Raw genomic sequence first — 22,623 nt, forward strand, 5'->3', positions numbered from 1 at the left:
CTTGAAAGAGTGACCAATAACCACATGGTAAAGAGCATAAAATGCTGACATAAAAAAACCTGCATTCGCAGGTTTTTTTATTTTATTACTCTAAGATGCGAGCCTTTCTTCTTTTCTGGCTCAGGTTTAGCGTCAAGCTCTGGTGAGACTTCAGTCTCTTCTACCAACTCTAAAGCTTCATCTTCAAAGACTTCTTCTTCAGGCGTGAATACGGTGCCTTCACCATTTTCCCGTGCATAGATAGCCAATACAGCACCATTAGGCACATACACCTGCATAGGCTGTCCGCTAAAGCGCGCATTAAAGCTGATTGCATGGTTATCCATGGAAAAGTTCGTTACCGCCGACGGATTCACATTCAACACAATTTGCCCCTCTTGAACAAATTGTGCAGGAACCTGTACAGAGGGATAGTCTGCATTGACCACTAAATGTGGCGTGCATTCGTTATCTACTATCCACTCGTAAAAAGCGCGGAGCAAGTAAGGACGATTAGACGTCATTATGATCTTATCTCACGCTCAGCATCCGTTAGTGATGCTTGGAATGAATCACGCTCGAATAAACGTAACATGTACTCTTTAAGCTCTTTGCTTCCAGCGCCATTTAGTTCAATACCAAGTTGTGGTAAACGCCATAACAGTGGTGCTAAGTAGCAATCTACAAGACTAAATTCTTCACTCATAAAGTAAGGCGCTTCAGTGAAGATAGCCGCAACAGCGAGTAAAGCTTCAGTTAACTCTTTGCGAGCTTGAGCAGCATCGTCACCACCGTCACTAATCTTTTCAGCTAGTGAGTACCAATCAGTTTCAATACGATGCATCATTAGACGACTACGACCACGCATTACCGGATATACAGGCATCAGCGGAGGGTGCGGGAAGCGCTCATCTAGATATTCCATAATGATATTTGCTTGATACAAACCAAGCTCACGATCGATTAGCGTAGGTACAGTACCATACGGATTAATCTCATGTAACGCTTCCGGTAAGTTGTCCTTTTCAGCCTGATGAATATCAACACTTACACCTTTCTCAGCAAGTACGATACGTACTTGGTGACTGTACATACAGTTTGACCCAGAAAAAAGTGTCATTACAGGGCGCTTATTGGCAGCAACGGCCATGCCTACCTCCATTAAAAAACTAAAAGTAATTAAATCACTTTAAACAGCAAAAGGGGCGAACGCCCCTATTGCAAAAACTACCTTTGAATATTCAAATTAATGAACATCTCTCCAGTATTCTTTCTTCAAGAAGAATGCCAAAATGAAGAAGATAACCAAGAAGCCAATTACTTTGATACCTAGCGCTTCTGACTGTAGGCGAGATGGCTCACCAACATACGCTAAGAAGTTTGTAATATCTCGAGCTGCTTGATCGTATTCATCAACACTCATCTCACCAGTACCGTCAGTCTCTACGCCAACCACTTTAGTTACTGTCTGACCATTTTCTTCCACTTCTTCAGTGATAGGTGTTGGTAAACCCTGTAACTCTTGTAATACGTGAGGCATCCCCACCAGTGGGAAAACAACATTGTTTACACCAAATGGGCGAGAATCATCTTTGTAGAATGACTTCAAGTAAGTATAGATATAGTCCGGTGACTTAACGCGAGAGATAAGCGTTAAGTCTGGAGGAGGAGCACCAAACCACTTAGCGGCGTCATCCTGATCCATTGCGTTCAATATGTGGCTACCCACTTTTGAACCATCAAAGATAAGGGTTTCTTTACCAATTTCGGTTGGAATACCAATATCTCTGAAAGTACGCTCATAACGCTGATACTGCATTTGGTGACAGCCTAAGCAGTAGTTCATAAATAGCTTAGCGCCACGCTGCAAAGATGCGTTATCAGTTAAATCATTATTTGCTTCCATCAGCGGTACTGACGGGCCAGCTGCCATCGATAGTGTTGGCAACAATGCGAATAAACCGATTACTAGCTTTTTCATCATTTCGTCAACCTCGTTGGTAGTGGCTTCGTCGTTTCATTCTTCGAGTACACGAATAGTAAAACGAAGAACATGAAATACGTCACAGTACAGATCTGCGACAAAATTGTCGAGAACGTTGTCTGCGGTGTTGCACCTGCCCAACCTAGGATTAAGAAGGTAACAACAAACTGTGCGATGTTCACTTTATGGAAACCACAGCGGTAGCGAATTGAGCGAACTGAACCACGGTCAATCCACGGTAGCAACGCTAACACTACGATCGATGCACCCATCGCCGCTACCCCTAATAATTTATCAGGAATTGCACGTAGAATCGCATAGAATGGTGTGAAGTACCATACTGGGAAAATATGCTCAGGTGTCTTAAGCGGGTTCGCAGCTTCAAAGTTTGGCGCTTCAAGGAAGAAACCTTTCATCTCTGGAGCAAAGAATACAACAGCACAGAACAAAATTAAGAAACCAGCAACACCCAGCACATCTTTTACTGTGTAGTAAGGGTGGAACGGAATTGCATCCACAATATCTTTCCTACTTGTGTAGTACTCGTGGAACTTGAACTTAGGCTTGTCTTCTTCAGCTACTGAACCTTTCTTGCGCTTGATCTCAACGCCATCAGGGTTGTTGGAGCCAACTTCATGCAATGCTACGATATGCAAGAATACTAAGATAACCAATACCAGAGGAAGTGCGATTACATGTAATGCAAAGAAACGGTTTAGTGTGGCACCTGAAATTACGTAGTCACCACGGATCCACTGTGTTAAATCTTCACCAATTACTGGGATAGCACCGAATAGTGAAATAATTACCTGAGCACCCCAGAATGACATCTGACCCCATGGTAATAAGTAACCCATGAAAGCTTCAGCCATTAGTGCAAGGAAAATAAACATACCAAACAACCACAGTAGTTCACGTGGTTTTTGGTAGGAACCGTAAATCATGCCTCGGAACATGTGGAGATAAACCACCACAAAGAAAGCGGATGCACCGGTAGAATGTAAGTAACGCAGTAACCAACCGTATTCAACATCACGCATGATGTATTCAACAGACGCGAACGCACCTTCGGCTGAAGGTACGTAGCTCATGGTTAGCCAGATACCAGTAACAATCTGGTTTACTAGTACTAGAATGGCAAGCGAGCCAAACAAGTACCAAAAGTTAAAGTTTTTTGGTGCTGGGTACTGTGCGATGTGCATATTCCAGACGCGAGTCATAGGAATACGATCGTCAATCCAATCAACAACTTTACCAACAACACCCGTATTTGCAGCTTTATCTACTTGACCAGACATTATGCAACCCCTTCTTCTTCACCTACCAAAATGGTAGTGTCGTCAATAAAGGTATACGGAGGGATTTCTAAGTTTAGAGGTGCAGGTACGTTTTGGAATACGCGCCCTGCCATATCAAATCTTGAACCATGACATGGACAGAAGAAGCCACTATCAGTACCTTCAACTAACTCACCAAAACTACCATTTAAGAAGGTTGGTGAACATCCCAAGTGAGTACAAATCCCAACCGCAACGAAGATTTCAGGTCGCTTAGAACGATACCCGTTCTGAGCTGATGCCAACTGTTGTGGCTCTTCTGAGTTAGGATCACGAAGATTACCTTCGTGTTGCTTCATTTGTTCTAGCATTTTTGGTGTACGATTAACAATCCAAACTGGTTTGCCTCGCCACTCAACACGAATAAGTTGTCCAGACTCAAGCTTGCTGATATCTACTTCTACAGGCGCACCTGCAGATTTAGCTCGCTCACTTGGATTCCAGGACGCAATAAAAGGAACAGCAGCTCCAACCGCACCAACGCCACCTACAACAGAGGTAGCGATAGTTAAAAAGCGACGTCGGCTGTTGTCTACAGGCGCATTGCTCATCCACTTATCTCCACTTGATTCCCAACACTTGCTATATTGAGAACATCAGTTACAGCAGGTTAATTTAAGAAATTACAAAATAGACGCGATCATAAATAAATACCTTGATTAAAACAAGGTTATTCCAGATCCATGCCCGAATAAACCGGAAGAAAGTCATCTATGATTACTTCGAGCATGGAACCGCGTATTTATAATATCGCATCTGACACAACAATATACTGACTAAGATCAACCCCCGACTAAGGATACGCACCAAATCGCATGACTGGATCTCAGGTCTTTCTACTTGCTCCGCCAATTGTAGCAAAAAAAACCGTCAAGTTACCGTTCGATTTGCACTAATTATTATATTTATTGAACTTTTTTAATCTGACACGATATTTTTAGGCAAAATTAAGCGGAATTTTGTAACAGTGCTCACTTTGATGTGAGTATTGAGAGCATAGAAAACAAAAAACCCAGCATAAGCTGGGTTTTTGAATTCTTGAAACGTAATAAATTAACGCTTTGAGAACTGTGTCTTCTTACGTGCTTTCTTAAGACCAACTTTCTTACGCTCAACTTTACGAGCATCACGAGTAACAAAGCCAGCTTTACGTAGAGTTGGACGTAGAGACTCGTCAAACTCCATTAGTGCACGTGTGATACCGTGACGGATAGCACCTGCTTGACCAGTTGTACCACCACCTGCAACAGTGATGTATAAGTCAAACTTTTCTGTCATTTCAACTAACTCTAGAGGCTGACGAACAACCATGCGAGAAGTTTCACGACCGAAGAACTCTTCTAAAGAGCGCTTATTGATTACGATGTTGCCAGTGCCTGGGCGTAGGAATACGCGAGCACTTGAACTTTTACGACGACCTGTACCGTAGTATTGATTTGCCATGATAGTGCTCCTTAAATGTCTAGAACCTGAGGCTGCTGTGCAGCGTGGTTGTGCTCGTTACCAGCGTAAACTTTAAGTTTACGGAACATTTCACGACCTAGAGGACCGCGAGGTAACATGCCTTTAACCGCTTTCTCGATGATCATTTCAGGCTTTTTAGCTTGAAGTTTCTCAAAGTTGATAGACTTAAGGCCACCTGGGTAACCAGAGTGAGCATAGTACATTTTGTCCTGAGTTTTGTTACCAGTTACAGTAACTTTCTCAGCGTTGATTACGATGATGTAGTCACCAGTATCAACATGTGGAGTGTACTCAGCTTTATGCTTACCGCGAAGGCGACGAGCGATTTCAGTAGCGATGCGACCTAAAGTTTTACCTTCAGCGTCAACTACGTACCAGTCACGTTTTACAGTTTCTGGTTTAGCAACAAACGTTTTCATTATAAAAATCCAAAGTTTTCAATTTTAAAACCACAGGCAGTCCTTGGACTACCGCTCTACTTGTATTTGCTTTAACCCCTTCGAGTTGAAGACTTTTTTGCCGCTCAAGTCAGTGGCTAAGCCGACGAGGGCAATAGAACGCAACGTGGCAGGCCGCGGATTATAGCAAGCCTTCTGGGTGAAAACCAGCGCTTGATGTTTTTTTCTACAAGAAAATCTCAAGAATTTTGAAAAAAATCAAAAAGACGAAAAATCCGTCAGTGCGACGTTGCGGGTATGCTGCAAGCTGCGTTTACAGTACCTTTCAACTGACACCCCACACAGCGCTGCAACATAAAAAAATGCACACCTTAAGCTAAGTGTTCTCTCGCAAGGTACTCATGCGACTGCATCTCTTGCAATCGACTAACACAGCGTTTGAATTCAAATGTGAGTGTACCCTCGCTGTATAACTCTGTGATCGGTGCAGCAGCAGAGATAATAAGCGTCACATTGCGCTCATAAAACTCATCGACTAAAGCAATAAAACGCCGCGCTGCATCATCGTTTTGCTGCCCCATTTGCTTCACATTAGACAAAATCACTGTGTTGTATAAGCGGCTGATTTCCATATAGTCAACTTGGGAGCGCGCCGTTTCGCAGAGTGCCGAAAAGTCAAACATCACGATACAATCTGAGACCATACGAGTTTGGATCATTCGCCCTTCAATTTCTATCGCTTGGTTTTCTTGGCCCGGCTCAGGTGATAATTTACTGAAATACTCAAATAAATTTTTATCTGCTTGCGCATCTAACGGGCTGTGGAATATTTCAGCTTGCTCCAAAGTACGCAATCGATAATCAATACCAGAATCTACGTTAACGACTTCAGTGTTTGCCTTTACCAAAGCAATTGCAGGTAAAAATCGTGCTCGTTGCAGTCCATTTCGATATAACTCATCGGGAATGATATTAGAAGTCGCAACCAATACAATGCCTCGCTCGAACAAGGCTTCCATCAAACCACCTAACAACATAGCGTCTGTTATATCTTGAACAAAAAACTCATCGAAACAGATTATGTCGGTTTCTGACTTAAAAGTATCAGCGATACTTTCAAGTGGGTTTTTAACATCTTTGAGCTTTTTTAACTCGTTGTGTACACGATGCATAAAACGGTGGAAGTGCACGCGCATCTTACGCTCTGTTGGCAATGCGTCATAAAAAGTATCGACAAGGTATGTTTTGCCTCGCCCAACGCCTCCCCAAAAGTACAAGCCCTTCACTTTTGGTTGCTCAGCCTTGCCAAACAGGCGCGAGAAGAAACTCTGCTTGACCACTGGCTGATTGATAAGATCATCGTATAAGCGCTGTAAATGCTTTACCGCATTTTCCTGTGCACTGTCATATTGAAAATCATCACGTTGTAGATCTTGCTGATATTTTTCCCAAGGCGTCATCGACTTAAATATTTTTTACGATTTGTTTGTGGGTTATATTAACACGACTGCATTCACAGCGTATATTTAACTCTATCAGAGTTTTTATTTTTATTTGCCTTAGGGCATACAGGGAGAAACCTATGACTACCGTTACTTGGCTTGGATTACTGATCATTGTTGCCGTGGCTGCATTTTTTCTTGGTGGTTTTGTCACTAAGAAGCAATTCAAGCATGACGAGTTAGAAGTACAAGCACAGCAAGCAAAACATGATTTAGAGCAATATCGACAGGATGTTTCTGACCACTTAGCTAGCACTAAAAAGCTAGTGAACAGAATGCAAGACAGTTACCAACAACTGCTGACTCATGTTGAAGAGACCAATCAGCTACTAACGCAAGAACGCCCTTCTCATCCTGCTGATCCATTTTTCTCAAAGGAAACTACTGAGCAATTACAAGCTTCTCTTCAAGCTCGTCCAGAAAGACGACGTAAGCAAGATCCGAGCTTTGAAGTACCTCCTAGTGACTACGCAGAGGGCGAAACTGGGTTGTTTTCTGGTCAAAAAAAAGAAAGTGAGCAAATTAAAGCCTCTTGATGAAACTTTTTGTAGACCCCATAGTCTTTAAAAGAAGTTATTGATTCTAGGGGCTAGTTAGCAGCCCCTTACGAACTATATAAACGCTAATAGCGGAGTACTTCACGACTATGAAATTTAATTTATCTTTGTTATCGGCCGCTTTACTTTCTTCAAGCCTGTTGTTAATACCACAACAGAGCGTGGCCAAACTTCCTGTTGCCGTTGATGGTCAACAATTACCGACACTTGCACCTATGTTAGAAAAGGTAGCGCCGGGTGTTGTTAGTATTCAAGTAAAAGGTGCAAAAGAGGTGCGCCGCCGTGTTGACCCATTTGACTTTTTCTTCGGTCAACCCCAACCTCGCAGCCAAAAGCGACCTTTCAGTGGATTAGGTTCGGGTGTCATCATTGACGCAAATAAAGGATACGTGGTTACTAATAACCATGTAATTGATGATGCCGACGAAATGCTGGTAACTTTAAAAGATGGCAGAGAATTTGAAGCAAAGCTCATTGGTAGCGATGCAGAATCTGATATCGCGTTGTTGCAGATCGATGGTGAAGACCTTACAGAAGTTAAGTTGGCGGACTCAGACAGATTAAGAGTGGGCGACTTTTCGGTAGCAATAGGTAACCCATTTGGCTTAAGCCACACAGTAACCTCAGGTATCATCAGCGCACTTGGTCGAAGTGGCTTGAATATAGAAGGCTATGAAGACTTTATTCAAACCGACGCTGCTATCAACCAAGGTAACTCTGGGGGAGCGCTTGTTAACCTCAATGGCGAGCTAATTGGTATTAATACCGCTATTCTTGGTGCATCCGGTGGGAACGTAGGTATTGGCTTTGCTATCCCATCAAATATGATGAAAAGCCTAGTCGATCAAATCATTGAATACGGTGAAGTGCGTCGCGGCTCTTTAGGGATCCATGGTCGTACTCTTGATGCAGGTCTTGCTAAAGCACAAGGCTTTGATGTTAAGCGCGGTGCTTACGTAATGCGCGTTGTTGAAGATTCAGCTGCAGATAAAGCAGGACTAAAAGCCAATGATGTAATTGTCAGCCTCAATGGTGATGAAGTCGAAAGCATGGCAGAGCTTGCTAGCAAGGTTGCCACTTTAGGTGAAGGCCGAGAAGTCAGGCTGGGCGTTTATCGAGATGGCAGAACCAAATTTATTGACGTAGAACTTGGCGGCAAACAAGAAGAGCAAGCCAATGCTGAAGATGTGCATCCAAACCTTCGTGGTGCCGTGCTTGAAAGTGGCGAGCGTGATGGTAATGAAGGAGTCGTAATTACTTCAGTTGAACCTCGCTCTCCTGCGGCTCGCGTCGGTCTCGAAGAAGGTGATGTGATCATGCAAGTGAACCGCAAGCGTGTCACCAGTGTCAAAGAGATGTCCAAACTAATTGATGGGATCAGAGGCAATATTGTACTTGGGATCAAACGCGGTCGTGAAACTGTATTCTACCTAATTCAGTAACACTTTGACCCAATATTAAAAAATGAAACACAGCGAAGCTTGTCGCTGTGTTTTTTTTTGTGTCATTATTAGTAATATTAAATAACGATAAATATAAACACGCGTGTTCAAATTAATTAAATTCATTTTTCCACCTCTACTAGCTGGACTTGGGATAGCGTTCATCATCATTTGGTTTAACCCTGAACTCAGGGCAAATCTACCAACACTTGAAGCGCCCCGTATTAAATCTCAGCATATGAGCTTTGCCGATGCTGTTGAAAAAACAGCTCCTGCTGTGGTAACGATTTTTTCTGAGGGGTTTAGTACGCAGCCAAGGTATCAACGCCAAAGCACGGTTCGAGAGCTCGGCTCCGGTGTTATCATGAGTCGTGACGGCTATATTCTCACGAACTACCACGTAGTGAATAATGCCGATCAGATAATTGTATTGCTTCCAGATGGCCGCCAATACAGTGATACTCAACTTATTGGTTTTGACACCATTACGGATTTAGCGCTACTGAAAATTCCTGGTGAAAACCTTCCCGTTATTCCCATTGACCCGAGCTATCAACCGCGGGTCGGGGATGTCGTACTTGCCATTGGTAACCCGCTCAATATAGGACAAACGATTACACAAGGGATTATTAGTGCGACCGGCAAACAAACGCTGACAGAGAGCCAGTTTAATAGTTTGCTGCAAATGGATGCTGCCATCAATGTTGGTAACTCAGGAGGAGCGGTCGTCAACTCAAACGGCGCACTTGTTGGGATCACCTCAGCGCAGTTTCGTACCCGCCTCAATATTGATATTCAAGGCATATCTTTTGCGATCCCTTATGATCTCGCCATGGATGTAATGCATAAACTCATCATGGACGGTAGAGTTATCCGGGGTTATCTAGGGTTTAGAGGTACACCTGTTGATAGCACAGGAAAAAGCGTCACCGACCTTTACACACCAATCATCGGCCTAGCCGTCAGTGAATTAGATCCATTGGGACCGGCGTGGCAAGCTGGTATGAAAGAGCATGATATTGTGGTGAAAGTCGGTGGGGAGTCTGTCACTAACCCACAAAGAACGTTGAAGCGAATAGGTAACACAGCCCCAGGCACAGAGCTCGAGTTTGAAGTGCTAAGAGCAGGTCAGCGCCTTACTATTACAGTTGAAGTCGCAGAGCTAGAAACGGGACTATATTGACCTGAACTCAGGTTATATTAAGCAAAAAGCGTCCAAGTGGACGCTTTTACTCAGACGATTAAGTTCAAGTTTTACGGCGCTTTATATTAGCTCCTAACCGACTCAATTTATCTTCTATCTTTTGATACCCTCTATCAACATGATAGATACGGTCAACAATAGTCTCACCTGTAGCGACGATCCCTGTGAGGATCAAACTTGCTGATGCACGTAAGTCCGTTGCCATTACTTGTGCACCAGACAAAGAAGCAGTATCGCCACAAATCGCTGTATTCCCTTCTAAGCGAATATTCGCTCCCATACGCTGCAATTCTGGCACATGCATAAAGCGATTTTCAAAGATGGTTTCTGTAATTGTTGCGCTCCCTTCTGCTACTACGTTTAGTGCAGTAAACTGAGCTTGCATGTCTGTTGGAAACCCTGGATGTGGCATAGTCTTAATATTTACCGCTTTCAACGCGCGCTGACGCATGTCCACATAGATACTATCATCATTGACTTCAACGATAGCATTGGCAGCTCGAAGCTTTTCAAGAACGGGTTCAAGACTATGATAATCCGTGTTTTTACAAAGCACCTCGCCCTTTGCCATCGCCGCTGCAACAAGGAAAGTCCCCGTTTCAATGCGATCTGGAAGGATCTTATGCTCACACCCGCTGAGATGTTCTACACCTTCGACTTCAATTCGGCTAGAACCTGCACCACTTATTTTTGCTCCCATAGCAACCAAGCACTGGGCTAAATTGATGATTTCAGGTTCTCTGGCAGCATTTTCTAATACGGTTTTACCATCAGCAAGTGTGGCAGCCATCAGCAAGTTTTCGGTCGCACCAACACTGACCGTTTCCATGAAGATCTCTGCACCACGCAATCGCCCTTCTGTCGTTGCATGAATATAACCATTCTCAACTTTGATGGTTGCACCCATTTTCTCTAGGCCTGAAATATGTAGATCAACAGGACGAGCACCAATAGCACAACCACCGGGTAACGATACCTGTGCATTACCAAATCTAGCCACCAAAGGACCGAGCGCCAATACCGATGCGCGCATCTGCTTCACCAGATCATAAGGAGCAAGCACATTGTTTACCGTCGCGCCGTTGATTTCAAGCGTGTCGCCATCCCACTCCACTTCGGCACCTAGAGTCTTTAGTAATGCTTCTGTCGTACCGATATCACGTAAGTGCGGTACATTAGAAAAACGGCTTTTACCTTCGCCTAATAGCGCAGCAAATAGGATAGGAAGGGCTGCATTTTTAGCCCCAGAAATAGTGACTTCACCGGCAAGAGTGGTGCCACCTTGGATAACAAACTGATCCATTGCGGCACCCCGTTATTGTGGAAGAATAAATTTACGCTCTTTTTGCCACTCATCAGGCGTGAATGCGCGAATGCTCACCGCATGGATAGTCCCATCTTTGATGGTATCCATTAGTGGTCCATAAATTAACTGTTCCCTTTTTAGCCTTCTTAATCCGTCAAAACACGTTCCAACAGCAATGACTTCGTAGTGACTACCGTTTGCTTTTACGATAATTTCGTCAAGCGATAGCGCATCTTTTAATAAAGTTTCGACTTGATTTGTTTCCATTAGACTCACTCAAATAGGGTTGTCACCTGCCCCAACTCCATTAAATTTTGCAGTTGCTCAGGTGTATTTCTCAGCTCGAGACGAATGTCGCGCTGCTTTAATTGACCTAAAGAGTGAATTAACCAAGCTAAGCCCGCGGTGTCAACCCTTGAGACCTTAGAAAGGTCAAAATAGACGGTTGATTGTGCATTTTTCAGCAATTGAACGATAGCCGACTGTTTCAGTGCGCTTGGTAAACTCGCTCTTGTTAGTTCACCAGTTAACACGATTTCACCTTTACTTTCGGTGAATGAAATTTTAGGCGTCACCATCATCCCCTCTAAATTGCACAGGAAGCTTGCTCTTTTTGTCCAACAACTGGATCACATGTTCAATACCTTGTTGGCGCAAGATACCATGTAACTCACTTTGTTTGGCATCTAATAGGCTGATCCCTTCTGCCATCATATCAAAGGCACGCCAATCATTGTCTTTACCGCGCCTAACTTTAAAATCAATTTTAATATCCGGTTTACCAGCCTCAACTATTTTTGTTTTTACAATAGCAATATCTTCTTTATCAAATGGCCGATGTTCACCGAATTCTACTTTTTGATCTTTATACTGAGTAAACACACCTGCATACGTTGCTACTAGATAGCTTTTAAACACCTCAATAAAGGTTTTAATATGCTCAACTGCAGCTGCTTTTTCCTGTTTATCTTCAATGTTACGTACTGTTTGAATGTAGGATCCCAAAACGCGATATGCGGCATATTTGTAATCGATGTAAGGCAAAAGCTCTTCTTCGACGATAACACGTAGGTGCTCTTTATCCTTTTCGATAATGCTCTGCTCTTTTGTTACACGCTGAAAAGTTTGTGCTGCAACTTGCTCAACCATTTTATATGGATCGCTTGAGTCCACTTCTTTTGCCTGCAATGACATCGTAACCATAATGGCAACTAGCCAAATCAGGCATTTGGTATAAAGATTCATTAACATATTTACTCGCTCCCTTGATTAAATAGGAACTGACCAATCAACTCTTCTAATACAAGCGCTGACTTTGTGTCTGTGATCATATCGCCGTCTTTAAGCGCTTTTGTTTCCACCCCGAAGAGAGACTCAAGATCAACACTATCTTCGCTCGTCACTTCTTGACCTAAACACTTTTGCTTAGCTGACTCAGCGGCAATTACTGGAGAAATACCAAGATATTGCTCACCTAAAATGCCCGACGTTAATATGGAAACTGATGAAGTATCAGAAAACTGACATTCATAGTTTTTGTCGATACTCATCGAAACCACAGGTACAAATTCCTGCGGGTGTATCTGAATGCCATCAACACGGCCAATAACAACTCCGCCCACTTTGATTGGTGCACGTGTTTTCAGTGAACCGATATTCTCAAACTTAGCTTGCAGCATGTAGGTTTCACCATTACCACTCAAGCCTGAGTTTGCCACTTTGAGCGCTAACATGATAAATGCAGCGACACCCAACGCTACAAATAGCCCAACTAAAATTTCAATTTTCCGTGTATTCATTTTTTAAAACCTTTTAACTTGAGAACATAACCGCTGTTAATACAAAGTCGAAGCCAAGTACAGCCAGTGAAGAGTGTACTACTGTCTCTGTCGTCGCCTTACTTATCCCTTCAGATGTAGGGACACAGTCATAGCCTTTGTACAACGCGATCCAAGTCACCAATAGTGCAAATACGAAGCTCTTAATAAGACCGTTTAAAATATCTTTTTGGAACGATACCTGTGATTGCATGATAGACCAGAAGCTACCAGAATCGACTCCTAACCAATCCACCCCAACCAAATGTGCACCTAAGATAGCGATTGCTGAAAATATCAACGCAAGCAGTGGCATACTGATAAAGCCTGCCCAAAATCGTGGTGCAATAACGCGCTTTAATGGGTCAATAGCCATCATCTCTAAACTAGATAATTGCTCAGTTGCTTTCATTAAACCAATTTCAGCAGTCAGTGCACTACCCGCACGCCCAGCAAATAACAGCGCCGTAACAACGGGACCTAATTCTCTTAGTAGACTCAACGCCACCAACGGCCCAAGGCTATCCTCAGCGCCATATCCTACTAATACGGTATAGCCTTGTAGCGCTAAAACCATACCAATAAATAACCCCGAGACCATAATAATTAACAGTGACTGATGACCTACCATGTAGAGTTGTTTGATTAATAGCGGTGTGCCTTTGCGAAAGTTAGGTAAACTAAATAACGCCCCAAATAGCATATTGGTTGCACGACCAAGAGCAGCAAAGCGACTTAGTGTTTTATGACCTATTTTTTGTAGAAAATCGACCAACTCTACTCTCCTTGCAACAGTGCTTGTTGATAATCAGGGGCATTGAAGTGAAATGGTACAGGGCCATCGGCAAGCCCTTGTAAAAACTGCTGCACTAGCGCTGAGTCATGCTTTAGCATTTGCTCAGGCGTCCCTTCACCTATCACGCCTTGCTCAGCGATAATGACAACATGATCCGCGATACTCAGTACCTCTGTCACATCATGGGTTACGATTAAGGATGATAGACCTAACACTTCATTTAGTGACTTAATTAAACGTACCAACACCCCCATCGAAATGGGGTCTTGCCCAGCGAATGGCTCATCATACATGATAAGTTCGGGGTCAAGCGCTATCGCACGCGCTAGAGCAGCGCGCCTCGCCATGCCGCCAGAAAGCTCTGCAGGCATTAAATCCTTTGCACCACGAAGTCCTACTGCTTGCAGCTTCATCAATACTACTAACTGAATGAGCTCTTCTGACAATTCCGTGTGTTCGCGCAAAGGAAAAGCGACATTGTCAAAGACACTCATGTCTGTGAACAACGCACCGCTTTGAAACAACATGCTCATGCGAGTTCTTGCTTGATATAATTCACTACGGGACATACTTGGGATACTGTTTCCAGCAAAAAGAATATCACCACTATTAGGTTTTAACTGGCCACCGATCAATCGCAGCATAGTCGTTTTACCTATGCCACTTGGCCCCATTATTGCGGTGATTTTGCCTTCTGGTACGGAAAAGCTCATGTTTTTGTAGATGATCCTTTCACCCCTGGAAAAGGTTACATCCTTGATTTCTACAATTGATTGCGACAAGTCGCTCTCCAGATCAAGACTATATTCATCGGAGTATGATACTTTTTTTTCAAACAAGATGGAAAATCGTTTTGGTAAAATTTTGTAAGTCGTTAAATGTGACGGTTTGCTTATACTTTCCAAGGCGCATTTGGTAGTATCTAACGAAATTTTAATCCTATTGGCTAGAGGTTCATGGTTTTATCGTTTGTTATTCTCATTCTTGGCTTTATTGCACTGGTTTGGAGTGCCGACCGCTTCGTTTTTGGCGCAGCAGCTTTAGCTCGAAACTTTGGTGTACCAACATTAATTGTTGGCTTAACCATTGTCGCCATGGGCTCTTCAGCCCCCGAAATGATGGTTGCTGCACAGGCCGCTCTTGCAGATAAAACAGACACAGCCGTTGGTAACGCCGTAGGTTCTAACATTGCCAATATATTATTAGTCCTTGGGATCACCGCCTTACTCCGGCCACTTTCGGTTGGCTCAGGAATTTTACGTCGAGAAATGCCACTTCTTATCATTGTTTCCTTGGGAGCTTGGTATATTGTCAGTGACAATAACTTCAGTTTTGTTGAAGGTATATTACTGCTTATTGGCTTCGCAGCATTTCTCCTTACCTTAATTATCATTACCAAACGCAGCGGCAACAGCAATGACGATCCTTTCGTTAGTGAAGCGTGTGAAGAGGTGCCGGATAATGTCCCCACACAAAAAGCTATTTTTTGGCTTGTTGTTGGTATGATTTTGCTCCCCGTTAGCGCCGATTATCTGGTGGGTGCAGCTGTTGATATTGCAAAGTACTTTGGGATGAGCGACTTATTGATTGGGTTAACTATCATCGCGGTAGGAACCAGTTTACCTGAACTCGCAGCCTGTGTAGCTGGCGTATTAAAAAATGAAGACGACTTAGCGCTAGGTAATATCATTGGTTCGAATATTTTTAATATCCTTGCGGTACTGTCTATTGCGGGGATCATCAATCCCTCCGTATTAGATACCAATATCGCGGCTCGTGATATATTTATTATGCTTGGTGCAACACTATTGCTACTTATTATGAGCTTAAGCATTACTGGTAAACGTCGTATCAACCGCTTTGAAGGTGGTTTGTTACTCGCCTGCTTTATCGGATATATTTACTACATCATTTAAGGAATACACGTGACAACGACCCCATTTATTGAATCTGCTAATCAAGTGTTTGCTACTGAGCTTGCAGCAATAGAGGAAGTGCAGCAGTTTGTCGATCAACAGTTTGAGCAAGCTTGTAAAATAATGTTTAATTGCCAAGGTCGAATTATTGTTATTGGTATGGGTAAGTCAGGTCATATTGGAAATAAAATTGCCGCTACACTCGCCAGCACAGGAAGCCCTGCTTTTTTCGTGCACCCAGGTGAGGCTAGTCATGGCGATTTAGGTATGATCACCAAAGATGATGTGGTTTTGATGATATCAAATTCAGGTGAAACCCAAGAAGTTATCTCAATCTTACCGATAATTAAACGTTTAGGTGCACCTGTGATCTCTATGACAGGCAACCCAAGCTCAACCATGGCTCGCAACGCTAGTGTTCACCTTTGCGTTAAAGTGTCAAAAGAGGCGTGCCCACTAGGATTAGCGCCCACAGCAAGTACCACAGCAACGCTGGTTATGGGAGACGCATTAGCAGTTGCTCTACTTGAAGCCAGAGGATTTACTGCCGATGATTTCGCGCTTTCTCACCCGGGAGGAAGTTTAGGCAAACGACTATTACTCACAGTCGCTGACATCATGCACAAAGACAGTGCCATTCCTATGGTCAGTAGCAACTGTACCGTCAAAGAAGCCCTTTTCGAAATGTCTGCAAAAAGTCTTGGAATGACAGCGATTGTCGACGAGCAGACACAATTGCAAGGTATTTTTACAGACGGTGACTTGCGCCGTATCATAGAACAAAAAGTAGACATACACACAACGCCAATCACACAAGTTATGACCGCAAAAAGTACCACCGCACGCGCCGATATGCTCGCTGCTGAGGTGCTAAATATTATGGAAAATAAACGCATCAATGGACTAATTGTGGTTGACGAGAATAATGTCCCTGTGGGTGCATTGAATACCCAAGATTTACTTAGAGCGGGAGTGCTATGATGCAGTTTAGTGACCTTTATCAAGATATCTCAACAGATGCTTGGCAAAAAGCAACTCAAATTAAACTCTTAATTTGCGATATTGACGGTGTATTCTCTGACGGACGCATTTATCTAGGTAACAACGGTGAAGAATTAAAGGCATTCAATACCAAAGACGGCTTCGGTATCAAAGCGCTAGTAAACTGCGGTATTGAGGTTGCGGTCATCACAGGTAGACATTCACAAATAGTTCAGCAACGCATGACTAGTTTAAATGTAACGCATATTTACCAAGGTCAAGAAAACAAGCTAGTGGCATATGAAGCACTAAAAACGCAGCTTAATCTGAAGGATGCAGACATTGCCTATATTGGCGATGATGGCCCTGATCTGCCAGTGATGGAGCAAGTTGGCTTTGCTGTCGCCGTGAATGATGCACATCCGCTGATAAAACGCATTGCCCACTATACCACTTTGATGCCGGGAGGCTTTGGCGCCGTCAGAGAGTTAACAGATCTGCTCATGCTCAGCCAAAACCACCCTCTTACCACTACAGGGTCAAGTACATGACTGTGCTTCGTGTCATTCTGCTCATTACTTTTAGTGCGCTGATGATTTGGCTGTGGTCGCCGATGTTTAACGCATCAGAAATCAACAAGAAAAGTGACGATGAACCACTTGCTAAACCCGATTATGTGGCGACCGCATTAGAGCAGACTACCTACAGTGAAAATGGCTTACTAAACTACCATGTGACTGCTGATAAAATGGAACTTTATCAAGACCTTGGTTTTAGCCACTTTGCAAAACCCATTTTTACATTATATAACGGTGAGCAAAATTGGCAGATAAGCGCATTGGAAGCCACATTATACGAGAACAACACCCTGATTTTAGAAGGGGATGTTTTAGCAAAAAACCTCACACCAGACGCAATGATCAGTACTATCAATGCCGACAATGTCAGGGTTGAAATTAAACAAAAGTTGATGAAATCAGAACACCCCGTCATTATCACAGGCCCTAGCCTTAAAATTACCGGTAAAGGCCTACATGCAGACTTGCAAAAACAGCTGATTGAGCTCATCAACCATACAAAGACAATTTATTATGACCAGTAAAATAATTAACAAATTAGTTTTCGTCGGCTTGCTCGCAAGTTCCACTTTCGCAGCTGCTGCAGAGCAAAATGAAGTCATTATCGATGCTGGCCGTCAGCAAGCTCAACTGCAAAGTAACATAGGCATTTTCGAGCAAAACGTTGTCATTATTCATGGCACAAGAAAAATCAATGCTGATCGTTTGGAAGTGCACCGCCGCGCTGAGCTTGGTTCAAATAAGCAGCTACTAATTGCTACTGGCAACCCTGCGGTTTTTGAAGAAGCTCAGGCAGATGGTACAACCTTACGCGCAGCGGCTAATGAAATTCGCTATGATGTTGCCGAATTAAAATTAGTACTTACTGGCAATGCTGAAATATCGCAAGCGGGTCAAAAAAGTAGTGCACAAGTCATTACTTATCATATCGAAAAGCAACTCATTAGTGCCGAGCGCTCTGAACAGGGCGACTCTCGGGTTAGAACAATTCTGGTTCCTGTTGAAAAGAAATCTGACACCAGCGTGGAAAAAAGTGAAGATCCACAGGAAAAAGGTAACAATTCATGAGCGAGCTCAAAGCAACAGGCTTGGCAAAAAGTTATAAAGGTCGCCAAGTTGTCAAAAATGTAGGACTGAGTGTCGAAGCAGGTAGCATCGTTGGTTTACTTGGCCCTAATGGTGCGGGGAAAACCACTACTTTTTATATGATTGTGGGCTTAGTACCAAGTGACAAAGGCTTTATACAAATCGATGATGAGGATATCACCCTACTCCCGATGCACAGTCGCGCACGCCTAGGGATTGGATATTTACCTCAAGAGTCATCCATATTTAGGAAGCTAACGGTATATCAAAACCTCATGGCTATTTTGGAAACCCGCAAAGATTTGTCTAAAGTTGAAAGAGAAGCTCAGCTTAATGAGTTGTTGGATGAATTTAATATCCAACACATCCGTGATTCTCAAGGGATGGCATTATCTGGAGGAGAGAGAAGACGGGTAGAAATTGCTCGTGCTTTAGCCGCTAATCCTAAGTTTATCTTGTTAGATGAACCTTTTGCTGGCGTTGATCCAATTTCAGTGTTAGATATAAAGACAATCATTGAGCACCTTAAAAATCGTGGGATCGGTGTACTGATCACCGACCACAATGTAAGAGAAACGCTGGACGTATGTGAAAAAGCCTACATCGTTTCACACGGTGAATTAATCGCCGCTGGTACGCCAGAACATGTTTTAGCGGATCAAACCGTAAGAGATGTCTACCTAGGCGAACAATTCAAGCTATAGTTAAGACGTAGTATTAATAACTGTTAAAAGGGATTGTTAGAGATACATGAGGCAATCATTACAGCTGCGCATGGGGCAGCAACTTACAATGACTCCACAACTGCAACAAGCCATACGCCTGTTGCAGCTTAGTACGTTGGATCTACAGCAAGAAATACAAGAAGCGTTGGACAGCAACCCACTATTGGAAGTGGAAGAAAGCGATACCGCAGACGCAGAAAGTACTGAACAACACAGCCAAGATAAAAATAATACGGACGATAGTCAGCAAAGCTCAGATGAAGCGCCTGTCAGCGAGTATGAAATGGACTCAGATACCGCCATGAGCAAAGAAACGGTTAGTGATGATCTTGCCATGGATGTGACTTGGGATGAATATATGAGTGCTGCACCAGCATCAAGCGCAGCTCCTTTACCTGATGATGATAACGTCTACCAGGGAGAGACTTCCGAATCACTACACGACTACCTAATGTGGCAGTTAGAACTTACGCCATTTAGCCCAACAGATAGAGCCATTGCTATTGCCATCATCGAAGCGGTAGATCTGTCTGGCATTTTAACGCTTTCCTGTGAAGATATTTTAGAAAGTATCAATGATGAAAACAGTGAAGAGCCGGTAGAGTTGGATGAAGTCGAAGCCGTACTTAAACGTATCCAGTTGTTTGACCCTGTCGGTATTGCTGCACGAAGTTTGCAAGAATGTTTATGTATTCAGTTAAATCAATTTGCACCTGACACACCGTGGATCACCGAAACCAAGATGATCCTGACCGAGCACATTGATTTACTTGCGAGCCGTGATTACCGTACCTTAGCGAAAAAAACACGCTTAAAAGAAGCTGAGCTAAAAGAAGTTATGACGCTGATCCACAGTCTTAACCCTAAGCCAGCTGCGAGTATTATTCATGAAGAACCAGAATACGTTATTCCAGATGTGTCGGTAAAAAAAGTGAAAGGCCGCTGGGTTGTAGAGCTAAACCCTGATGCGATGCCTAAGATTAGAGTAAATGACCACTACGCTGCGATGTCGAGAACTGCTAAATCGAGTACTGATAGCCAGTTTATTCGCTCACACCTTCAAGAAGCAAAGTGGTTTATTAAGAGCTTAGAAAGTCGCAATGACACTTTATTGAAAGTTACCAATTGCATTGTGCAACAACAACAGGCATTCTTTGAACATGGCCCCGAAGCGATGAGACCTATGGTGTTAAACGATGTCGCAGAGATGGTTGATATGCACGAATCTACGATTTCTCGTGTCACCACCCAAAAGTACATGCACACACCAAGGGGCATATTTGAGCTGAAGTATTTCTTCTCAAGCCATGTCAGTACCGAAAATGGAGGTGAGTGCTCCTCAACAGCAATACGAGCACTCATCAAAAAGCTAATAGCTGCGGAAAACACTGCTAAACCATTAAGTGATAGCAAAATTGCAGATATTTTAGCTGAACAAGGAATTAAGGTAGCGAGACGCACGATTGCAAAATATCGTGAATCCCTAGCCATTCCACCGTCAAATCAGCGTAAAAGCTTGATATAAGACGTTAAACACAAGAAGGAAAAATGCTTATGCAACTAAATTTAACTGGTCGCCATGTAGAAATCACTGACTCTTTAAGAGATTATGTCACCAACAAGTTTGCGAAGCTTGAGAGGCACTTTGATCATATCAATAACGTTCATGTGATCCTTGATGTCGAAAAACTAGTTCAAAAAGCAGAAGCAACATTGCACGTAAATGGCGGCGAGCTATTTGCATCAACAGAGCATCAAGACATGTATGCAGCAATTGATGGCCTGATTGACAAACTAGACCGTCAAGTAATTAAACACAAAGAGAAGCTCACTCGACACTAAAATGAAATTAAGTGAATTAGTGAATAAGGACTGTAGCAAAGCTGCGGTCCTTTTTAGTAGCAAAAAACGTATTCTCGAGTACATTAGCGAATTAGCGCATAGCCAAATCCCTGATACCAGCCAGCACACTATCTTAGATGCCCTTATGGCACGAGAAAAGCTGGGAAGTACAGGTATAGGTAAAGGGATCGCAATTCCTCATGGGCGACTTGAAGGTATTGATAAAATACTGGCGATGGTCTTGGTAAGCGAACAAGGGATCCCGTTTGAGGCGATCGACAAACAGCCTGTCGATATTTTTGTCGCATTCATCGTACCTGAAGGAGATAATCAACAACACTTAAAGACCTTAGCTGCGATTGCTGATACACTCAAAAATAAGTCATTTTGCAAAATGCTCAGGCAAGCGAAAAATGACGATGAGTTATATGCAGTGATCCAAGGTGAATTTGATGAGTGATGAAGAAAAAGGACTCGAGCTTATCATTATCAGTGGCCGTTCTGGTTCTGGTAAGTCTGTAGCACTTCGAGTATTAGAAGATTTAGGCTACTATTGTGTCGACAATATTCCGGTTAATTTACTCCCCTCTTTAGTTCGTAGTGTTTCTGACAACTACAACAAAGTTGCTGTTAGTATCGATGTCCGCAACCTCCCCAAAGAACAAGATGAGTTCAACGATATACTCGAGTACTTACCAGGTTTTGCTAAACCAATCCTGTTTTATCTAGACAGCGATGATCAGACGCTCATTAAACGTTTTTCAGAAACGCGCCGTTTGCATCCATTATCAATACACAACCTGCCTTTAGACGTTGCAATTAAAAAAGAGCGTGAGCTGTTAGATGTATTGACGACTAGAGCTGACTTCTTAATTGATACTACCAGCCTTAGCGTGCACCAACTGGCAGAAGATATTCGTGAAAAGATTTTAGGTCAGAAAAATAAACAACTTATCATTACCTTTGAGTCTTTTGGCTTCAAGCACGGTATTCCAAAACAAGCAGATTACGTATTTGATGCGCGTTTTTTACCAAACCCGCACTGGGAACCAGAGCTAAAGCCATTAACGGGGCTAGATCAGCCGGTAAAAGACTATCTCTCAAGTCATAGCATAGTGCAGAAATTTACTTGGCAAATTCAAACGTTTGTCCAAACTTGGTTGCCACACCTTGAACGAAACAACCGTAGCTACTTAACCATAGCTATAGGCTGTACTGGTGGCCAGCACCGCTCTGTTTATTTAGCACAAACGATTGGTGAGCGCTTTGCAAAAACACACTCTAACGTAAAAATCCGCCATCGTGAGCAAGAGAATAATGTGTGAAGATACATTTTTAATCCAAAATAAGCTTGGATTACATGCTCGAGCAGCGACTGAACTGGCTCAGCTTGCCGTTCAGTTTGATGCAGAGGTGACTTTATATCAGGGCGATAAAAGCGCGTCAGCGGATAGCGTTCTGGCACTGCTACTTCTGGAGAGCAGCCGAGGTAAAGAAGTTAAAGTTGTGTGTAGCGGCCCTGATGCGCAGCCCGCACTGGATGCTATCGGTATGCTGATCCATAATAAGTTCAATGAATCAGAATAACTCCCCACAACCGTAACAGGTATTGTGTCAGCACCAATTCATATAACATGTGCTACACTTCGATACGCAAATTCAATTAAATAAGTCTCGCCTACTCGCCTGTAAACCTTGGTAGAACAAAG

General features: G+C 43.1%; 29 protein-coding genes. 14 read left to right on the top strand and 15 right to left on the bottom strand.

Annotated elements, in window-relative coordinates; all coding sequences use genetic code 11:
- Window positions 1–77: 77 nt before the first annotated feature.
- The 8 genes from J8Z24_RS15315 to zapE all read right to left on the bottom strand — a co-directional run bounded on the left by J8Z24_RS15315 (window position 78) and on the right by zapE (window position 6,622).
- Complete coding sequence (locus J8Z24_RS15315; protein WP_125251158.1) at window positions 78–503, bottom strand: ClpXP protease specificity-enhancing factor; 426 nt, start codon at window positions 501–503, stop codon at window positions 78–80.
- Entirely contained in the window at window positions 503–1,129 is a 627-nt protein-coding gene (gene sspA / locus J8Z24_RS15320) for a stringent starvation protein SspA (protein WP_125251159.1), read from the bottom strand. The genes J8Z24_RS15315 and sspA overlap by 1 nt, the downstream gene beginning before the upstream one ends.
- Window positions 1,130–1,225: 96 nt before the next feature.
- The gene (locus J8Z24_RS15325; protein WP_125251160.1) at window positions 1,226–1,963 is read right to left on the bottom strand and encodes a cytochrome c1; all 738 of its coding nucleotides are present in this window, start codon (window positions 1,961–1,963) and stop codon (window positions 1,226–1,228) included.
- A complete protein-coding gene (locus J8Z24_RS15330) occupies window positions 1,960–3,261 on the bottom strand; it encodes a cytochrome b (RefSeq protein ID WP_252094947.1) in 1,302 nt (433 codons plus the stop codon). The genes J8Z24_RS15325 and J8Z24_RS15330 overlap by 4 nt, the downstream gene beginning before the upstream one ends.
- On the bottom strand, window positions 3,261–3,851 hold the full coding sequence (gene petA / locus J8Z24_RS15335) for a ubiquinol-cytochrome c reductase iron-sulfur subunit (RefSeq protein WP_125251162.1): 591 nt from the start codon (window positions 3,849–3,851) through the stop codon (window positions 3,261–3,263). The genes J8Z24_RS15330 and petA overlap by 1 nt, the downstream gene beginning before the upstream one ends.
- Window positions 3,852–4,353: 502 nt before the next feature.
- The gene (rpsI, locus tag J8Z24_RS15340; RefSeq protein ID WP_161568695.1) at window positions 4,354–4,746 is read right to left on the bottom strand and encodes a 30S ribosomal protein S9; all 393 of its coding nucleotides are present in this window, start codon (window positions 4,744–4,746) and stop codon (window positions 4,354–4,356) included.
- An 8-nt stretch (window positions 4,747–4,754) separates the two neighbouring features.
- Complete coding sequence (rplM, locus tag J8Z24_RS15345) at window positions 4,755–5,183, bottom strand: 50S ribosomal protein L13 (protein WP_010376694.1); 429 nt, start codon at window positions 5,181–5,183, stop codon at window positions 4,755–4,757.
- A 350-nt stretch (window positions 5,184–5,533) separates the two neighbouring features.
- The gene (zapE, locus tag J8Z24_RS15350; protein WP_128731596.1) at window positions 5,534–6,622 is read right to left on the bottom strand and encodes a cell division protein ZapE; all 1,089 of its coding nucleotides are present in this window, start codon (window positions 6,620–6,622) and stop codon (window positions 5,534–5,536) included.
- Between the two features lie 122 nt (window positions 6,623–6,744).
- On the opposite strand from zapE, the gene J8Z24_RS15355 reads away from it, so the two are divergent.
- The 3 genes from J8Z24_RS15355 to J8Z24_RS15365 all read left to right on the top strand — a co-directional run bounded on the left by J8Z24_RS15355 (window position 6,745) and on the right by J8Z24_RS15365 (window position 9,846).
- Complete coding sequence (locus J8Z24_RS15355) at window positions 6,745–7,200, top strand: Z-ring associated ZapG family protein (protein ID WP_125251164.1); 456 nt, start codon at window positions 6,745–6,747, stop codon at window positions 7,198–7,200.
- 110 nt (window positions 7,201–7,310) lie between these two features.
- Complete coding sequence (locus J8Z24_RS15360; protein WP_147389370.1) at window positions 7,311–8,663, top strand: DegQ family serine endoprotease; 1,353 nt, start codon at window positions 7,311–7,313, stop codon at window positions 8,661–8,663.
- A 103-nt stretch (window positions 8,664–8,766) separates the two neighbouring features.
- Complete coding sequence (locus J8Z24_RS15365; protein WP_125251166.1) at window positions 8,767–9,846, top strand: trypsin-like peptidase domain-containing protein; 1,080 nt, start codon at window positions 8,767–8,769, stop codon at window positions 9,844–9,846.
- Between the two features lie 64 nt (window positions 9,847–9,910).
- Here the strand turns inward: J8Z24_RS15365 and murA are convergent, their stop codons facing one another.
- Genes murA through J8Z24_RS15400 form a run of 7 tightly spaced genes read right to left on the bottom strand, consistent with a single transcriptional unit; the run spans window position 9,911 to window position 14,568 of the window.
- The gene (gene murA / locus J8Z24_RS15370; protein ID WP_125251167.1) at window positions 9,911–11,170 is read right to left on the bottom strand and encodes a UDP-N-acetylglucosamine 1-carboxyvinyltransferase; all 1,260 of its coding nucleotides are present in this window, start codon (window positions 11,168–11,170) and stop codon (window positions 9,911–9,913) included.
- A gap of 12 nt (window positions 11,171–11,182) precedes the next feature.
- A complete protein-coding gene (locus J8Z24_RS15375) occupies window positions 11,183–11,440 on the bottom strand; it encodes a BolA family protein (protein WP_099643171.1) in 258 nt (85 codons plus the stop codon).
- A gap of 5 nt (window positions 11,441–11,445) precedes the next feature.
- A complete protein-coding gene (locus J8Z24_RS15380; RefSeq protein ID WP_125251212.1) occupies window positions 11,446–11,751 on the bottom strand; it encodes an STAS domain-containing protein in 306 nt (101 codons plus the stop codon).
- Window positions 11,738–12,424, bottom strand: coding sequence for an MlaC/ttg2D family ABC transporter substrate-binding protein (locus J8Z24_RS15385; RefSeq protein ID WP_125251168.1), 687 nt, complete (start codon window positions 12,422–12,424; stop codon window positions 11,738–11,740). The genes J8Z24_RS15380 and J8Z24_RS15385 overlap by 14 nt, the downstream gene beginning before the upstream one ends.
- Before the next feature lie 2 nt (window positions 12,425–12,426).
- On the bottom strand, window positions 12,427–12,972 hold the full coding sequence (mlaD, locus tag J8Z24_RS15390) for an outer membrane lipid asymmetry maintenance protein MlaD (RefSeq protein WP_125251169.1): 546 nt from the start codon (window positions 12,970–12,972) through the stop codon (window positions 12,427–12,429).
- Between the two features lie 13 nt (window positions 12,973–12,985).
- Window positions 12,986–13,765: a lipid asymmetry maintenance ABC transporter permease subunit MlaE gene (gene mlaE / locus J8Z24_RS15395; protein ID WP_128730851.1), complete on the bottom strand. Its 780-nt coding sequence runs from the start codon at window positions 13,763–13,765 to the stop codon at window positions 12,986–12,988.
- A 2-nt stretch (window positions 13,766–13,767) separates the two neighbouring features.
- Window positions 13,768–14,568, bottom strand: a complete 801-nt coding sequence (locus J8Z24_RS15400) for an ATP-binding cassette domain-containing protein (protein WP_176033140.1) — start codon at window positions 14,566–14,568, stop codon at window positions 13,768–13,770.
- Window positions 14,569–14,742: 174 nt separating this feature from the next.
- Here J8Z24_RS15400 and J8Z24_RS15405 point away from each other — a divergent pair, with 174 nt between their 5' ends.
- The 11 genes from J8Z24_RS15405 to J8Z24_RS15455 are packed head-to-tail and all read left to right on the top strand — an operon-like array spanning window position 14,743 to window position 22,501.
- A complete protein-coding gene (locus tag J8Z24_RS15405; RefSeq protein WP_125251172.1) occupies window positions 14,743–15,702 on the top strand; it encodes a calcium/sodium antiporter in 960 nt (319 codons plus the stop codon).
- A 9-nt stretch (window positions 15,703–15,711) separates the two neighbouring features.
- Window positions 15,712–16,683 (top strand): KpsF/GutQ family sugar-phosphate isomerase, encoded by a 972-nt coding sequence (locus tag J8Z24_RS15410; RefSeq protein ID WP_128730850.1) that lies wholly within the window; start codon window positions 15,712–15,714, stop codon window positions 16,681–16,683.
- On the top strand, window positions 16,683–17,234 hold the full coding sequence (kdsC, locus tag J8Z24_RS15415) for a 3-deoxy-manno-octulosonate-8-phosphatase KdsC (RefSeq protein ID WP_125251213.1): 552 nt from the start codon (window positions 16,683–16,685) through the stop codon (window positions 17,232–17,234). The genes J8Z24_RS15410 and kdsC overlap by 1 nt, the downstream gene beginning before the upstream one ends.
- Window positions 17,231–17,785: an LPS export ABC transporter periplasmic protein LptC gene (gene lptC, locus J8Z24_RS15420; protein ID WP_176033138.1), complete on the top strand. Its 555-nt coding sequence runs from the start codon at window positions 17,231–17,233 to the stop codon at window positions 17,783–17,785. Before kdsC ends, lptC begins: the two co-directional genes overlap by 4 nt.
- Complete coding sequence (gene lptA / locus J8Z24_RS15425; RefSeq protein WP_128730848.1) at window positions 17,775–18,329, top strand: lipopolysaccharide transport periplasmic protein LptA; 555 nt, start codon at window positions 17,775–17,777, stop codon at window positions 18,327–18,329. The genes lptC and lptA overlap by 11 nt, the downstream gene beginning before the upstream one ends.
- Complete coding sequence (gene lptB / locus J8Z24_RS15430) at window positions 18,326–19,051, top strand: LPS export ABC transporter ATP-binding protein (RefSeq protein WP_125251176.1); 726 nt, start codon at window positions 18,326–18,328, stop codon at window positions 19,049–19,051. Before lptA ends, lptB begins: the two co-directional genes overlap by 4 nt.
- A 46-nt stretch (window positions 19,052–19,097) precedes the next feature.
- The gene (locus J8Z24_RS15435) at window positions 19,098–20,597 is read left to right on the top strand and encodes an RNA polymerase factor sigma-54 (RefSeq protein ID WP_252094948.1); all 1,500 of its coding nucleotides are present in this window, start codon (window positions 19,098–19,100) and stop codon (window positions 20,595–20,597) included.
- Window positions 20,598–20,626: 29 nt separating this feature from the next.
- Window positions 20,627–20,914: a ribosome hibernation promoting factor gene (gene hpf, locus J8Z24_RS15440; protein ID WP_010376661.1), complete on the top strand. Its 288-nt coding sequence runs from the start codon at window positions 20,627–20,629 to the stop codon at window positions 20,912–20,914.
- A 1-nt stretch (window position 20,915) separates the two neighbouring features.
- Window positions 20,916–21,374, top strand: a complete 459-nt coding sequence (locus J8Z24_RS15445; RefSeq protein WP_125251178.1) for a PTS sugar transporter subunit IIA — start codon at window positions 20,916–20,918, stop codon at window positions 21,372–21,374.
- Window positions 21,367–22,239 carry an RNase adapter RapZ gene (rapZ, locus tag J8Z24_RS15450; protein ID WP_128730847.1) on the top strand — a complete coding sequence of 291 codons (873 nt, stop codon included), beginning with the start codon at window positions 21,367–21,369 and terminating at the stop codon, window positions 22,237–22,239. Before J8Z24_RS15445 ends, rapZ begins: the two co-directional genes overlap by 8 nt.
- Window positions 22,229–22,501 (top strand): HPr family phosphocarrier protein, encoded by a 273-nt coding sequence (locus J8Z24_RS15455; RefSeq protein WP_252095643.1) that lies wholly within the window; start codon window positions 22,229–22,231, stop codon window positions 22,499–22,501. The genes rapZ and J8Z24_RS15455 overlap by 11 nt, the downstream gene beginning before the upstream one ends.
- Window positions 22,502–22,623: the final 122 nt, after the last annotated feature.

The organism is Pseudoalteromonas sp. SCSIO 43201, from assembly GCF_023716725.1.
Taxonomy (GTDB): domain Bacteria; phylum Pseudomonadota; class Gammaproteobacteria; order Enterobacterales; family Alteromonadaceae; genus Pseudoalteromonas; species Pseudoalteromonas peptidolytica.

What these genes read in the sequence shown, in the direction of transcription:
- J8Z24_RS15360 (WP_147389370.1), top strand. Translation starts at nt 7,311, where the DNA reads ATGAAATTTAATTTATCTTTGTTATCGGCCGCTTTACTTTCTTCAAGC.
- hpf (WP_010376661.1), top strand. Translation starts at nt 20,627, where the DNA reads ATGCAACTAAATTTAACTGGTCGCCATGTAGAAATCACTGACTCTTTA.
- zapE (WP_128731596.1), bottom strand. Translation starts at nt 6,622, where the DNA reads ATGACGCCTTGGGAAAAATATCAGCAAGATCTACAACGTGATGATTTT.
- J8Z24_RS15435 (WP_252094948.1), top strand. Translation starts at nt 19,098, where the DNA reads ATGAGGCAATCATTACAGCTGCGCATGGGGCAGCAACTTACAATGACT.
- J8Z24_RS15330 (WP_252094947.1), bottom strand. Translation starts at nt 3,261, where the DNA reads ATGTCTGGTCAAGTAGATAAAGCTGCAAATACGGGTGTTGTTGGTAAA.
- mlaD (WP_125251169.1), bottom strand. Translation starts at nt 12,972, where the DNA reads ATGAATACACGGAAAATTGAAATTTTAGTTGGGCTATTTGTAGCGTTG.
- rapZ (WP_128730847.1), top strand. Translation starts at nt 21,367, where the DNA reads ATGAGTGATGAAGAAAAAGGACTCGAGCTTATCATTATCAGTGGCCGT.
- J8Z24_RS15445 (WP_125251178.1), top strand. Translation starts at nt 20,916, where the DNA reads ATGAAATTAAGTGAATTAGTGAATAAGGACTGTAGCAAAGCTGCGGTC.
- J8Z24_RS15385 (WP_125251168.1), bottom strand. Translation starts at nt 12,424, where the DNA reads ATGTTAATGAATCTTTATACCAAATGCCTGATTTGGCTAGTTGCCATT.
- murA (WP_125251167.1), bottom strand. Translation starts at nt 11,170, where the DNA reads ATGGATCAGTTTGTTATCCAAGGTGGCACCACTCTTGCCGGTGAAGTC.
- sspA (WP_125251159.1), bottom strand. Translation starts at nt 1,129, where the DNA reads ATGGCCGTTGCTGCCAATAAGCGCCCTGTAATGACACTTTTTTCTGGG.
- rplM (WP_010376694.1), bottom strand. Translation starts at nt 5,183, where the DNA reads ATGAAAACGTTTGTTGCTAAACCAGAAACTGTAAAACGTGACTGGTAC.
- J8Z24_RS15380 (WP_125251212.1), bottom strand. Translation starts at nt 11,751, where the DNA reads ATGGTGACGCCTAAAATTTCATTCACCGAAAGTAAAGGTGAAATCGTG.
- J8Z24_RS15315 (WP_125251158.1), bottom strand. Translation starts at nt 503, where the DNA reads ATGACGTCTAATCGTCCTTACTTGCTCCGCGCTTTTTACGAGTGGATA.
- J8Z24_RS15375 (WP_099643171.1), bottom strand. Translation starts at nt 11,440, where the DNA reads ATGGAAACAAATCAAGTCGAAACTTTATTAAAAGATGCGCTATCGCTT.
- lptB (WP_125251176.1), top strand. Translation starts at nt 18,326, where the DNA reads ATGAGCGAGCTCAAAGCAACAGGCTTGGCAAAAAGTTATAAAGGTCGC.
- kdsC (WP_125251213.1), top strand. Translation starts at nt 16,683, where the DNA reads ATGCAGTTTAGTGACCTTTATCAAGATATCTCAACAGATGCTTGGCAA.
- J8Z24_RS15405 (WP_125251172.1), top strand. Translation starts at nt 14,743, where the DNA reads ATGGTTTTATCGTTTGTTATTCTCATTCTTGGCTTTATTGCACTGGTT.
- J8Z24_RS15325 (WP_125251160.1), bottom strand. Translation starts at nt 1,963, where the DNA reads ATGATGAAAAAGCTAGTAATCGGTTTATTCGCATTGTTGCCAACACTA.
- J8Z24_RS15355 (WP_125251164.1), top strand. Translation starts at nt 6,745, where the DNA reads ATGACTACCGTTACTTGGCTTGGATTACTGATCATTGTTGCCGTGGCT.
- lptA (WP_128730848.1), top strand. Translation starts at nt 17,775, where the DNA reads ATGACCAGTAAAATAATTAACAAATTAGTTTTCGTCGGCTTGCTCGCA.
- lptC (WP_176033138.1), top strand. Translation starts at nt 17,231, where the DNA reads ATGACTGTGCTTCGTGTCATTCTGCTCATTACTTTTAGTGCGCTGATG.
- petA (WP_125251162.1), bottom strand. Translation starts at nt 3,851, where the DNA reads ATGAGCAATGCGCCTGTAGACAACAGCCGACGTCGCTTTTTAACTATC.